At 64.7% G+C, this 12,923-nt stretch carries 15 protein-coding genes; 1 reads left to right on the plus strand and 14 read right to left on the minus strand.

Annotation, left to right across the window (positions count from 1 at the left end; all coding sequences use genetic code 11):
• Positions 1–3: 3 nt before the first annotated feature.
• Genes LI72_RS09670 through ccoN form a run of 6 tightly spaced genes read right to left on the minus strand, consistent with a single transcriptional unit; the run spans position 4 to position 5,483 of the window.
• A complete protein-coding gene (locus LI72_RS09670) occupies positions 4–477 on the minus strand; it encodes a FixH family protein (RefSeq protein ID WP_033925679.1) in 474 nt (157 codons plus the stop codon).
• Positions 477–1,931 carry a cytochrome c oxidase accessory protein CcoG gene (ccoG, locus tag LI72_RS09675; RefSeq protein WP_033925680.1) on the minus strand — a complete coding sequence of 485 codons (1,455 nt, stop codon included), beginning with the start codon at positions 1,929–1,931 and terminating at the stop codon, positions 477–479. The genes LI72_RS09670 and ccoG overlap by 1 nt, the downstream gene beginning before the upstream one ends.
• Positions 1,924–2,853 (minus strand): cytochrome-c oxidase, cbb3-type subunit III, encoded by a 930-nt coding sequence (gene ccoP, locus LI72_RS09680; protein WP_033925681.1) that lies wholly within the window; start codon positions 2,851–2,853, stop codon positions 1,924–1,926. The genes ccoG and ccoP overlap by 8 nt, the downstream gene beginning before the upstream one ends.
• Positions 2,846–3,004, minus strand: coding sequence for a cbb3-type cytochrome c oxidase subunit 3 (locus LI72_RS09685; RefSeq protein ID WP_033925682.1), 159 nt, complete (start codon positions 3,002–3,004; stop codon positions 2,846–2,848). Before LI72_RS09685 ends, ccoP begins: the two co-directional genes overlap by 8 nt.
• A complete protein-coding gene (gene ccoO, locus LI72_RS09690; RefSeq protein ID WP_033925683.1) occupies positions 3,001–3,801 on the minus strand; it encodes a cytochrome-c oxidase, cbb3-type subunit II in 801 nt (266 codons plus the stop codon). The genes LI72_RS09685 and ccoO overlap by 4 nt, the downstream gene beginning before the upstream one ends.
• An 11-nt stretch (positions 3,802–3,812) precedes the next feature.
• Complete coding sequence (ccoN, locus tag LI72_RS09695) at positions 3,813–5,483, minus strand: cytochrome-c oxidase, cbb3-type subunit I (protein WP_033926250.1); 1,671 nt, start codon at positions 5,481–5,483, stop codon at positions 3,813–3,815.
• A 174-nt stretch (positions 5,484–5,657) separates the two neighbouring features.
• Between ccoN and LI72_RS09700 the strand changes: the two genes are divergently transcribed.
• A complete protein-coding gene (locus LI72_RS09700) occupies positions 5,658–6,329 on the plus strand; it encodes an OmpW/AlkL family protein (protein ID WP_033925684.1) in 672 nt (223 codons plus the stop codon).
• Between the two features lie 15 nt (positions 6,330–6,344).
• On the opposite strand, the gene LI72_RS09705 is transcribed toward LI72_RS09700, so the two are convergent.
• The 8 genes from LI72_RS09705 to LI72_RS09740 all read right to left on the minus strand — a co-directional run bounded on the left by LI72_RS09705 (position 6,345) and on the right by LI72_RS09740 (position 12,872).
• Positions 6,345–7,037 carry a Crp/Fnr family transcriptional regulator gene (locus LI72_RS09705; RefSeq protein ID WP_033925685.1) on the minus strand — a complete coding sequence of 231 codons (693 nt, stop codon included), beginning with the start codon at positions 7,035–7,037 and terminating at the stop codon, positions 6,345–6,347.
• Positions 7,038–7,093: 56 nt separating this feature from the next.
• Positions 7,094–8,395, minus strand: coding sequence for a M28 family peptidase (locus LI72_RS09710; protein WP_033925686.1), 1,302 nt, complete (start codon positions 8,393–8,395; stop codon positions 7,094–7,096).
• Between the two features lie 51 nt (positions 8,396–8,446).
• Complete coding sequence (locus LI72_RS09715; RefSeq protein WP_033925687.1) at positions 8,447–9,220, minus strand: metallophosphoesterase family protein; 774 nt, start codon at positions 9,218–9,220, stop codon at positions 8,447–8,449.
• A gap of 180 nt (positions 9,221–9,400) precedes the next feature.
• On the minus strand, positions 9,401–10,585 hold the full coding sequence (locus LI72_RS09720) for a saccharopine dehydrogenase family protein (RefSeq protein WP_033925688.1): 1,185 nt from the start codon (positions 10,583–10,585) through the stop codon (positions 9,401–9,403).
• Positions 10,586–10,654: 69 nt separating this feature from the next.
• Complete coding sequence (gene dcd / locus LI72_RS09725) at positions 10,655–11,209, minus strand: dCTP deaminase (RefSeq protein ID WP_033925689.1); 555 nt, start codon at positions 11,207–11,209, stop codon at positions 10,655–10,657.
• A gap of 33 nt (positions 11,210–11,242) precedes the next feature.
• The gene (locus LI72_RS09730) at positions 11,243–11,707 is read right to left on the minus strand and encodes a cytidine deaminase (RefSeq protein ID WP_443018120.1); all 465 of its coding nucleotides are present in this window, start codon (positions 11,705–11,707) and stop codon (positions 11,243–11,245) included.
• The gene (locus LI72_RS09735) at positions 11,686–12,378 is read right to left on the minus strand and encodes a glycoside hydrolase family 25 protein (protein ID WP_052129701.1); all 693 of its coding nucleotides are present in this window, start codon (positions 12,376–12,378) and stop codon (positions 11,686–11,688) included. The genes LI72_RS09730 and LI72_RS09735 overlap by 22 nt, the downstream gene beginning before the upstream one ends.
• An 11-nt stretch (positions 12,379–12,389) precedes the next feature.
• Positions 12,390–12,872, minus strand: coding sequence for a UPF0262 family protein (locus tag LI72_RS09740; protein ID WP_033925691.1), 483 nt, complete (start codon positions 12,870–12,872; stop codon positions 12,390–12,392).
• Between the last annotated feature and the right edge of the window lie 51 nt (positions 12,873–12,923).

Here is a 12,923-nt window from a genome sequence, read left to right on the forward strand (position 1 = left end):
CGTTCACTTGAGGTCACTCCGATACCGGGCGTGGTTGCCCGATTGATCGACGGCAAGGTCTACCCGCCAGCGGCCCTGCGGCAGCGCACGGGTGGAGATCATGCCGCCCTGGCCGTCTCCGACCATGGCCATGGCCTGCGAGGGCAGGCGGCCCAGCGGATGGCTGACCGAGGCGGTGGCACTGGTGATCGTCAGCTTCTGGCCCTGCCGGGTCAGCGTGACGCGCACGTGCCGGGTGCGGTCGAGCCAGATCGATGGCTCCCAGCCCAGCTGGTCCTGCGCCTCGGCCCGGGCCAGCTGGTCGTTGAACTGCTGGCTGGCGACATAGCTGTTTTCCACGACCTTGCCGCCGAAGCTCGAATAGGCGAGCCGCGCCATGGTGAAGTTGACCGCCATGACGATCGCAAAGAAGCCGATCAGGATCGCGGCCATGTGCCAGCCGGTAAACGGCTTGGACGTTGCTGCATGCGTGCTCATCATGGTGCCTCCGGGCGATCGAACTGGATGGTGTCGTCGTCACCGCGCGGGTCGCCGTCGCGGCCGATCGTGGCGATGGTGAAGTCCTGCCGCACAGGGCCCTGCGCGGGTGCCGCCACGAACAGGCGAACGCGGGTGACGCTGTCGGGCGAGATGGTCATCTCGACCCGTTGGCTGGCCCTGGCGCGCGAGCCGTTTTCGGTCCACAGCTGCGCGCCGGGCAGACCGCTGACGGTGATTGCGACCTTGCGCGGCCGGGCTTCCATGTTGCGCAGCTTGAGCGTGTAGTTGTTGCGGATCATGCCGTCCGACAGCTGCACATAAAGCGGGCTGCGCTCGTGCTGGACGGCAAGGTCGAGCCGGGTGCGCTCGCCGAGCGAAAACAGCATCAGAGCGCCGATCGCGCTCCAGATGGCGAGATAGATCATCAGCCGCGGGCGCAGCAGCGTCTTGAGGACCGGCGGCGCGATGCCGCCAGCCTTCTCCACCGCGACATCGTCGAGCGCGCAATAGTCGATCAGCCCGCGCGGGCGGCCGACCTGCGCCATCACGCTGTCGCAGGCATCGATGCACAAGGCGCAGGTGATGCAGCCGATCTGCGGTCCTTCGCGAATGTCGATGCCGGTGGGGCAGACCGCGACGCACTGGTTGCAATCGACACAGTCGCCGATCGATCCGGGATGGGCCAGCGCCTTCTTCAGGCTGCCGCGCGGTTCGCCGCGCCAGTCCTTGTAGGTCACCAGCAGCGACTTTTCGTCCATCATCGCGGTCTGGATGCGCGGCCAGGGGCACATATAGATGCACACCTGCTCGCGCATGAAACCGCCCAACACGAAGGTGGTCGCGGTGAGCACGCCGACGGTGCCATAGGCCACGAAGGCCGCATCGCCGGTCCAGAATTCGCGGGTCAGCGTGGGCGCATCGGCAAAATACATGATCCACGCGCCGCCAGTCCAGAAGGCGATGGCGAGGTAGATGGCGTACTTGAGTGCGCGCCGGGCGATCTTTTCCGCGGTCCAGGGGCCGTTCGCGAGGCGAATCTGCGCGTTGCGGTCGCCATCGATCAGCCGATCGACATGCTGGAACAGATCGGTCCACACCGTCTGCGGGCAGGCATAGCCGCACCACGCGCGGCCCACGGCGCTGGTCACCAGGAATAGGCCGATGCCCGCCATGATCAGCAGACCTGCGACATAATAGAATTCGTGCGGCCAGATTTCGATCTGGAACATGTAGAAGCGGCGGTTGGCCAGATCGATCAGCACCGCCTGGTCGGGTGCATAGGGCCCCCGGTCCCAGCGGATCCACGGCGTGCCGTAATAGATCGCCAGCGTGATCCCCATGATCAGCCATTTCAGCCGCCGGAAATTGCCGTCTACCTTTTTGGGGTAGACGCCCTTGCGTGGCGCGTACAGCGGGCCTTCCGTGCCAGCAAGGGCGTCGGGGTTAGCCATTGTCGGCTTCCCCCTCGGGTGCAGCGGCGCGGACAGGTGCGGGTTGGTCCTCGCCGCCGCCCAGAGAATGGACGTAAGCACTCAGCATCTTGATGGTTACGGCATCCAGCTTGTCGTTCCACCGCGGCATCACGCCGTTGCGGGGGTTGTAGATGGTCTTGGCGATGGCCTCGCGGCTGCCGCCATAGAGCCACACGGCATCGGTCAGCTTGGGACCGCCAAGTTCGCGGATGCCTTCACCATTGGTGCCATGGCAGGCGACGCAATTGGCCTCGAACAGGGTCGCGCCGCGCGCCGAGGCGGCGCTGGGCTTTTCCTGGCGGCTGATCACGCGGACATGGGAGACCAGGTCGTTGATCGCGGCGCTGTCCAAGATGCCGTCGCGGCCGAATGCGGGCATCATGTTCATCCGCGTCGCATCATGGTCGGGGTTGCGGATGCCGTGGGTCAGCGTGGTCTCGATCGCGGCCAGATCGCCGCCCCACAGCCAGTCGTCATCGGTCAGGCTGGGGTAGAGGCCGACCACGCCTGCACCGCCTGCACCATGGCACTGCACGCAATGCACCTTGAATGCCGCGCCACCCCCCTGGATAGCCGCCTCCATCAGCTCGTGCTTGGCGGGAAGGGCGGTGATCGGCGTGGCGGCGATGGCGTTGGTGATCGGCGCGCGCTTGGCCAGATGGCTCGCCATCTCGCGCTTGAGGTCATCGCGGCTCGACCATTCGAGCGCGCCGCGGGTGGCGCTGTTGACCATCGGCCAGGCCGGGTAGAGCACGACATAGACCGCCGCCCAGGCGATGCAGGCGTAGAAGGTCCACAGCCACCAGCGCGGCAGCGGGGTGTTCAGCTCTTCGATCCCGTCCCATTCATGGCCGACGGTGGAGGTGCCGGTGGGCTCGTCGATGCGGCTTTTGTCAGACATTGTCGTCTTCCCTGAAGATCATGTTGGCAGCGTCGTGGTTGTGCTGACGCGCGCCCTTGCGGAAGGGCCAGGCGATGAGGCCGATGAACAGCACGGTCATGGCCAGCAGGCCCCAGCTGTCGGCGAAATGGCGCAGATCGTCGTAGCTCATGGCTTGGCTCCCTTGACGGCAGCAGCCGCAACCTTGGCGGGTGCCGGGGCATCACCCTGATCCTGCGGGGCTGCCTTTTCGACATCGACCAAGGTGCCCAGCATCTGCAGATAGGCGATCAGCGCATCCATTTCGGTGATCCGCGCAGGATCACCGTCAAAGTCGCGGACCTGCGCCTTGGGGTAGCGCGCCTGCAATTCGGCCGCGCCGTCCGCATTGGGATCGGCCTGCGCCTTCAGGTCGGCATTGGCCGCAGCGATGGCCGCCTTGGTATAAGGCACGCCCACCCGCGACAGTGCGGTAAGGTCATCGCTCATGTCGCCGACGTTCAGCTCGCGCTCGGCGAGGAAAGCATATGGCGGCATGATCGATTCACCCACCACGCTGCGGGGATCCATCAGGTGCGCGCGGTGCCATTCGTCCGAATAGCGGTTGCCGACGCGCGCCAGGTCAGGTCCGGTGCGCTTGGACCCCCATTGGAACGGGTGGTCGTACATGCTCTCGGCTGCCAGGCTGTAATGGCCGTAGCGCTCGACCTCGTCGCGGAACGGGCGGATCATCTGGCTGTGGCAGGTATAGCAGCCTTCGCGCATGTAGATGTTGCGGCCCGACAGCTCGAGCGGGGTATAGGGACGCATCCCGTCCACCTTCTCGATGGTGTTGTCGATCCAGAACAAGGGCGCGATCTCGACGATGCCGCCGATGGCGACCGCGACCAGCGCGCCCAGGCCCAGCAGGGTGACGTTGCGTTCCAGTTTCTTGTGGCTGAACCGCGGTTCGGCTTTGATATCGGCCATGTGTCGGCTCCTTATTCTGCGGGGATCGCGGCAGCGGCGACCGGGGCCGGGCGATCGGCCGCGACATTGTGCGGCGTTTCGGTCATCGGCTTCTCATCGCGGATCTTGCCGGCGAGCGTGGCCCAGACGTTGACGATCATCACGATGAAGCCGGTGAGGTAGAGCAGGCCCCCTGCAGCGCGAATCAGGTACATCGGGTGCATCGCCGCGACGCTTTCGACGAAGCTGTAGACGAGGTATCCGTCGGCTCCGTATTCGCGCCACATCAGGCCCTGCATGATGCCGGCAACCCACATCGATGCGGCGTAGAACACGATGCCCACGGTCGAGAGCCAGAAGTGCCAGTTGACCATGCGCAGGCTGTACAGGCGCGGACGGTTCCACAGGCGCGGCACCAGATAATAGACGCAGGCGAAGGTGATCATGCCGTTCCAGCCCAGCGCGCCGGAGTGGACATGGCCGATGGTCCAGTCGGTATAATGCGACATGGAGTTCACCCATTTGATCGACATCATCGGGCCTTCGAAGGTGCTCATGCCGTAGAAGGCGAGTGCCATCACCATCATGCGGATGATCGGATCGGTGCGGATCTTGTCCCAGGCGCCGTTGAGCGTCATCAGGCCGTTGATCATGCCGCCCCAGCTGGGCATCCACAGCATGATCGAGAACACCATGCCCAGGGTCTGCGCCCAGTCGGGCAGCGCGGTGTAGTGGAGGTGGTGCGGACCTGCCCAGATGTACAGGAAGATCAGCGACCAGAAGTGGATGATCGACAGCCGATAGCTGTAGACCGGACGTTCGGCCTGTTTGGGCACGAAATAGTACATCATGGCGAGGAAGCCGGCGGTCAGGAAGAAGCCGACCGCGTTATGGCCGTACCACCATTGCGTCAGCGCATCCTGCACGCCTGCAAAGGCCGAGTAGCTCTTCGATCCGAAGATGCTGGCGGGCAGCGACAGGTTGTTGACCACGTGCAGCATCGCCACGGTGATGATGAAGGCGAGATAGAACCAGTTGGCGACATAGATGTGCGGTTCCTTGCGGCGCACGATGGTGCCCAGGAACACTGCCAGATAGGCCAGCCACACGATGGTCAGCCACAGATCGACATACCATTCGGGCTCGGCATATTCCTTGGCCTCGGTCACGCCCATCAGATAGCCGGTGGCGGCCAGCACGATGAACAGCTGATAGCCCCAGAACACGAAACGGGCCATCGACGGGAAGGCCAGGCGGGCGCGGCAGGTGCGCTGCACGACATAGAAGCTGGTCGCGATCAGCGCATTGCCGCCGAACGCGAAGATCACCGCCGAGGTGTGCAGCGGCCGGAGCCGCCCGAAGGTGGTGTATTCCAGATTGAGGTTCAGCACCGGGAAGGCGAGCTGCAGCGCGATGTAAAGCCCTGCGGCCATGCCCGCTGCGCCCCAGAACAGCGTCGCGATGACGCCCCAGCGGACCGGATCGTCATCATAGGTGCCCAGATCCGCGGGTGCCTTCAGGAAGCCGCGGGCCATCGCGCCATAATCGGCGCGGCTCATGGTGAACCACAAGGCGGCCAGACAGGCGATCATCACGATCGTCATGTGCACCGCAAACGGCCCATCGACCGCCAGTACCGCCATTGCCAGCGCCAACAGCGCCAGCCCCAGCCAGCCCCCGGCCTTTAAAACCAAACCATCCATATGCCTGTGTCCCCGTGCGCGCAGACTCGTCGGGATCTGCGCTTCCTTGGGGTGGGTGATGGACCCGATCGGCCGACAGAACATTGATCACGATCAATAAGATTTTTGCGCCGCATCAATGCGCTGCGACGCCTGCGGGCGCAGTGATCCGCTCACTCAAGGAGGAGTGATCACATGAAGACCAAGATTATCCCGCTGGCCGCACTGGCCGTTGCCCTCGCCATTCCTGGCCAGGCCATGGCGCAGGCGGGCGAGGTGCATTTCAAGGTGCTGGGCACGCTGGTCGCGCCCGATGGCAAGATCAGGGACGTAAAGGTCGATCGCATCGGCCTGCCTGCCGGCACCCAGACCAAGGCCAACGACAATTTCGTCCCGACGGTGGCGATCGAATATTTCGTCGCCGATTCGGTGTCGGTCGAAACGATCGCCGGGGTGACAGAGCATGATGTCGATGGACGCGGCGCGCTGGCAGGCGCGGGCCTGGTGTCCAACGCCAAGATCGTGCCGGCCACGCTCACGCTGAAATACCATTTCGGCAAGGCAGGCGGCATCCGCCCCTATATCGGTGCGGGGCCCAGCTATTTCATCTTCATCAACGAAAAGCCCGGTGCGACGACGCGGACGCTGGGCGCCACGTCGCAGAAGATCAACGATACCGTGGGGGCTGCCCTGCAGGCAGGGGTCGATATTCCCGTCAACGACAAGGGGATGTTCGTGTCATTCGATGCCAAGCGCTATTTCCTGCGCCCGCTTGCCAGCTGGCGCGCCAATGGCGTCGAGGTGCTGCGCACGCGGCACGAGCTCGACCCCTGGGTGATCAGCGCGGGTATCGGCTTCCGGTTCTGAGCGGAGCCCGACGGTTCAGCCCGCCATCTCTTCCATCGCGGCGCGATTGCGGATCACGATCTCGCGCCGTGATGGCAGGGCAAGCAGGCCATCGCTCTTGAGCCGGGTGAGCTGACGGCTGGTGGTCTCGATCGTCAGGCCCAGGATGTCGGCAATCTGCTGCCGGCCAAAGGGCAGCTCGAACCCGTTGAGCGAGCCATCGGCATTGCAGCCCTGGCCCGACAGCCGGTCCGACATTTCGAGCAGGAACGAGGCGACCTTCTCGGCCGCCGACTTGCGACCCAGCAGCATCATCCAGTGGCGCGCGCGATCGAGCTCGTCGAGCGTGCGGCGCAGCAGCTTCTGCTGCAGATCGGGATGCTCGCTGGCGAAATCATCGAAACTGTTGCGGTTGAAGATGCACACTTCGGCGTCGGTCATCGCGGTGACGCTATAGGGGCTTTCCTTGCCGAACGGGCGACCGATGAAATCGGACGGAAACACCACCCCGACAATCTGCTCGCGGCCATCGGAGGCGGAGACAACCAGCTTGAGCACGCCTTCCAGAACATTGGCGACCACCGGGGCGTCATCGCCCTCCCACAACAGCGTGTGGCCTGCCTTGACCTTCTGCCGTCGCCCCATCTTGCCGAGCAGCAGCAGCTCATCGGGGGTCAGGCTGGCGCAGATCGCGCGGTTGCGGACTATGCAGGAAGAGCAATCGTTCATACCGTCCCCTTACAGCTTCGCTTACTCCATGAACAGCGTGGTGCGCTCAGGCGAAATTACCGGGGCGGAAGCCCGGCAAAGGTGATCGCGCTTTCAGCTCCGTTTTCGGCGATCGCCGCGACGCCTGCAAAATGGTCGTCGACGATGATACCGGGCAGGGTCACCTTGGTGGCGGTGGTCTCCTGCGATTGTTCCCAATCGCGCGCATCGGCCCTGCGCCAATAGACCTTGTAGCGCGCGGCGCCCGGCACTTCGGCCCAGCTGACCACGGTGTCGCTGCTCAGCGCCCCGCCCAGAACCGCGCTGGCCGGTGCCGAAGGCGCGCTGGCGAGTTCGCGGATCACCGCAATGTTGAGCGCGGTGACGCGGGCGAGATACGGGAAATCCATCTCGTCGATGGTGTCGCCGAACTTGCGGCCGTTTTCCTCGCGGATGTCCTGATGCTGGTGATCGTAATTCTCGACACCCACCGTGAAGCGGATCGCGGGATAGCCCAGTTCCAGCGCGGGCAGATGGTCGCCGCCGCGCGCAAACCGGTCAGGCCGGCGGACCCCGAACACTTCGAGGCCGAGGTCCGCGCGCGCCTTGCCGACGCGCTGTGCCGCGCGCATCAGCGAACGCGAGGGGCCGTCATCTTCGCCGCCGCTGCCCCGCCGCGCCAGCGCCTCGGTCTGCGATTCGGATGCACGGATGCCTTCGGAGAACACGCGCACGCGGTCGCTGACCTTGCGGCCGTCCTGGCCTTCGGTGTTGCCGACGATATCGTTGTTGATCAATGCGCGCACCTGCCATCCGCGGGCGCGCGCCGTCTCGGCGATCAGCCGCCCGCCCCACAACCCCTGTTCCTCGCCGGACAGCAGCGCATAGATGATCGTCGGCGCGAACTTTTCCTTGCTCAGGATGCGCGCGGCTTCCAGCACCAGGGCGCTCCCCGATCCGTCATCATTGGCGCCGGGCGCATCGCTGGTGAAATCGGCGACATCGGAAACCCGGCTGTCGATATGGGCGGAAATGATGATGATGTCGTCGGGATTGCCGGTGCCGGACTGCACGCCCAGCACATTGACGACGTTGACGCCGTTGGGCGCGCGCGGCCCGGTGAAGCGGCGATCGATCTGCTCGACGCGGATGCAGCCCCCGCAGGCCTTGCCGATCTTGGCGAACTCCGCCGCCGCCCAGCGCCGCGCCGCGCCGATTCCGCGTGTGGGGTGGTCGGGAGACGACAGCGTATGCCGGGTGCCGAAGCTGACCAGCTTCTCGACATCGGCGCGCAAACGCGCGGGGTCCGCCTCAGCCTGCGCGAAGGCAGGCGAGAAGGTCAGGGACAGGGCGGCGACCAGCGTGGCGATTTTGTGCATGACCTTACGCTGGCTCAATTTCCCAGCCGGTGCAAGGCCTTGTGCGCGGCGCTATTGCCCGGTCTTGAGATACCAGCGGCTGCGGCCTTCCAGCGCGAGCGCGGTCAGCATGCCGCTCATATAGGCGCCGGTATCGATACCGATGCGGTTCGAGCATTCCTCGACATCGTCGGTGATCGTGTGGCCGTGCACGATCAGCTTGTCGTGCGGGGTCTCGTCGATCAGGAATTCCTCGCGGATCCAGCGCAGATCCTTCGCGCGCTGCTTCTCGATCCCGACCCCGGGACGGACGCCGGCGTGCACGAAGGCATAGTCGCCCATCACGACGCGGTCCTGGAAGCGGCTGACAAAATCGACATGCGCCTGCGGCAGCAATGCGGGCAGGCGGGCTGCAAGCTCGCCCATCGTCAGCGCATTGTATTCGGCAGCGGAGATATCGTAGCTGAGGATGGTCTCGCGGCCGCCGATCTTGCAGAAGAAGCGCACCAGCTTCTCATCGCCGGTCGAGGCCGCCAGATACACTTCCTCGTGATTGCCCATCAGGAAATGGACATTGCGTCCCATGGTCTGCGACAGTTCGATGGCCCGGTCGATCACGCCCGCGCTGTCGGGGCCGCGATCCATCAGATCGCCCAGAAACACGATGTGCGTGTCGGCGGCACCGCGCGCGCGATCATCGGCAAAAATCTGGTCGAGCAGCACGTCCAGCAGGTCGCGCCGTCCATGGACATCGCCGATCGCATAGACGCGCATTCCGTCGGGCAGCGTTGCGGTATCGATGGGAGCGGCAGGTTTGGGCTTTCTGCGCAGCAAGGCCTTCAGCATGTTGCTTTCGATTCTTCAGTTGACTGTGTCGTGCGTCGCCCCGGGGCTGCTATATGCGCCATCTGGCGAAAAGTTCAACCGTCAGTTGTTCGCACGTGCAGCATGCTGTCGCAGAGCCGTCTGCAATCACCCCGGCGACACCCCTGATGGAAGGGGTCGCCGGGCATGGTCGGAAGATCCTTATTCCGCTGCGAAACTAAGGCCCGCCTTGGCGACCAGCCGCTTGACCAGATGCTCGCCCATCACCGCGCCCGGGGTGGTGATGCCGCCCGGCCCGTCGGGCGCGTCCTGCACCAGACCCAGAGCGCTCTCCGCGATCATCTTCGATGTCGAGCCATAGCCCGGGTCCTTGTCGCCCTTGACCCCGTATTTCTGGACCTGGCCATCGGGCATCTCGGCGACGAACAGTACATCGTAGAAGCCGTTCTCGCGCTCGTCCTTGCTGGGGCCCTCGCCGGGCTTGGGGCCACCTTCGCCGCCCATCATGTCGGTGCTGGCAAGGTGCTTGGCGATCGCCTCGCCCTTGTCGCCGGGGCCGGTCAGCATCATCTCGTCATAAACGAAATCCTGGCCATAGGGGTGACCCAGCAGCGCGTTGGTGCGGTGGACGTTCTTGGTGTTGATCGGCGCCATGATGAAAGGCGCCGCCCAGCTGCTTAGGGCTTCGTCATGCTCGGGCTTGTTGCCCTTGGGCTGGGCGGGGCCTTCGAAGCCGCCCGCCAGGCTGAACGGATTGGTGAGATAGCCGAGCAGCGCCGGATCGCGCGCGACCGAGGCCATCGTCGCCTTGAGCGATGCGGCAGTGCCGCCCGAGAAGGTGCCCTGCATCGCACGCACGCGGCCCTTGACGCGCGGCGCGGGCTTGCCGAAGCGGCTGACGCATTCCTTCTGCAGCATCAGCACGCCCAGATCGAACGGGATCGAATCGAACCCGGTCGAAAACACGATGCGCGCACCGCTGTCCTTGGCAGCAGCGTCGTACTTGTCGATCATCTGGCGCATCCACGCGGGCTCGCCGCAAAGGTCGACATAATCGGTGCCAGTGGCGGCGCAGGCAGCTACCAGAGGTTCGCCATACAGCTGGTACGGGCCGACGGTGGTCAGCACCACCTTGGTGCGCCTGGCCATCGCCTCGATGCTGGCGGCGTCATCGGCATTGGCGACGACCACCGGGGTATCGGCGGGCAGGCCCATTTCGGCGAGCACCGAGGCCATCTTTTCAGCCGAGCGCGCCGCGACCGCCCATTTGGGGGCGTCGCCGCCCTGGCCATAGGTGTTCTGCAGATATTCGGCGACCAGCCGCCCGGTAAAGCCGCTGGCCCCATAGACGATCACATCGAATTCGCGGTTCTCTCTGGCGGACATCGGCTCTCTCCTGGTGTTCTGTTATGGTTTCAATGTGCGTCAAAGACGCGGCAATCACAAGCTGGCCAGCTACAGCTTCGGAAGCGTCACCCCGCGCTGGCCCATATATTTGCCCGCGCGGTCGGCATAGCTGGTCTCGCACGGCTCGTTGCCCTTGAGGAACAGGAACTGGCACGCGCCTTCATTGGCATAGATCTTCGCCGGCAGCGGCGTCGTGTTGCTGAACTCCAGCGTCACATGCCCCTCCCAGCCGGGCTCCAGCGGCGTCACGTTGACGATGATGCCGCAGCGCGCATAGGTCGATTTGCCCAGGCAGATGACCAGCACGTCGCGCGGCACACGGAAATATTCGACCGTACGAGCCAGGGCGAACGAGTTGGGCGGGATGATGCAGACATCGGTCTTGCGGTCGACAAAGCTGTTGGGGTCGAACTCCTTGGGATCCACCACCGAGGAATTGACGTTGGTGAAGATCTTGAACTCGTCCGCAACGCGTGCGTCATAGCCATAGGATGACAGGCCGTAGGATATGCAGCCGTCGCGCCGCTGGGCCTCGACGAACGGCTCGATCATGCCGTTGTCTTGCGCCTGGGTGCGGATCCATTTGTCGGACAGGATGGACATTGCGGCTCTTCTCCTACTCCCGCGGTCGTCTGATCAGCTGAGGTTGGCCGGGCCGAAGGCGGCTGGCAAGAGCACCGACAGACGGTGCTCCAGATAGCCGTCGGCATGACCGGAATAGACGATGGGGTCGGTGCCGCCCAGCTGCGCCAGCTCGTTCATCACCTGGCGGCAGCGGCCGCAGGGGGTGACGGGGGCCGCAGTGAGGGCAAGCTGGCCATCGGCACCGAGCGGCCCGCCTATGATCGCGACCTCGACCAGTCCGGTGCGGCGGCCCTGCAGGTTGGCGACGATCGCCGCTGCGGTTTCCGCACAGATGGCAAGGCCATAGCTCGCGTTTTCGAAATTGCTGCCGGTGACGATGGTGCCATCGTCGAAGCGGAACGCCGCCCCGACATGGAAGCCCGAATAGGGGGCATAGGCCGTCAGCGCTGCTGCGCGCGCCGCATCCAGCAAGGCCTGCCGGTCTGATACTTCGCTCATGGTCTCACCACATTCCAGCGCACGCCCTGCGGCGCGCCATTGATTCGATAGAAGCTGCTCGATTGCCACATCACCCAGCGCTTGGCGGCATAGTCGGGCGGCACGAAATCACCGATCAGCCACACCGTCCGCGCCAGCCCTTCGCTGATTTGATAGGCGTCCTCGAACTCGCTGCCGATGCGCAGCAAGGCGGGCTTGCCGGCATGGTTCTCGATCTGGTTGAGGAAGGTATTGAGCTCGCCCAGCAGCATTGCCCGGTCGGGCCGGGTCTTGCACGCCTCGTCAAGCTCCAGGCTCACCACTGGCGGCAGCATGTCGGGATCGCGCGGCACCGTCGTGATGAACAGTTCGGCCTGCGCGGCCTCGTCCGCGCACAGGCTGAATTCGTGCACGGCGCCCGCGCGCATGCCCGACGTGCGGGCGCCGCGCAGATTGGCGGCAAAGCGTGCGTCGCGCTGGGACCCGCCTGCGCTGGCGCGGACATAGGCAAAGTCCGCCCCCATCGTCGCCAGCGTCGGCCAGGCCAGTTCGCCATCGGCCGCGCTGACATACAGGCCCTGCACCGGATAATCCTTGCGCGATGGCGCCCAGCCGGTGATGCCGCCCCAGATCAGCCCGCCCAGCACTGCGATCAGCAGCGCCAGCAGCCCAAGGCCGATGGTCCAGCGTTTCAGGGTGGAGGTGCGCATGATGGCTCTGGTCAGCCCTTGATGTGCAGCACGCAGATCAGCGTGAACAGCCGCCGGGCCGTGGGGAAATCGATCTCGATCTTGTCCTGCAGCCGTTCGACCAGCAGTTCCGCCGCCTCGTTGTGAACGCCGCGCCGCGCCATGTCGATGGTCTCGATCTCCTGCGCGGTCGCCTTGCGGATCGCCTGGTAATAGCTGTCGCAGATCGCGAAATACTCGCGGATCGGGCGCCGGAAACGGCCCAAGGCCAGCACCAGGGTTTCCAGATGGGTGCTGTCTTCGCGGGCGATGGTAATCGCCAGCCGGCCTTCGAACACCGCCAGGCTCAGCCGGAAGGGGCCCGCATAGCCATCGGGATAGGCCTTGAGCGGCTTGAAGAAATTGTCCTCGATCAGGTCGAAAATGGCGATGCGCCGTTCCTGCTCGATATCCGCATTGCGCCACAATATGGTCTGCTCGTCGAGCTCGACATGGATGATGCGTGGATCGGACATGGGGCCCAGTCTTTCACCCATGCATTGCCACGGGGCAAGCGGAAAAACCCG

Origin of the sequence: Sphingomonas sp. 35-24ZXX (assembly GCF_000786215.1) — a bacterium.
Taxonomy (GTDB): domain Bacteria; phylum Pseudomonadota; class Alphaproteobacteria; order Sphingomonadales; family Sphingomonadaceae; genus Blastomonas.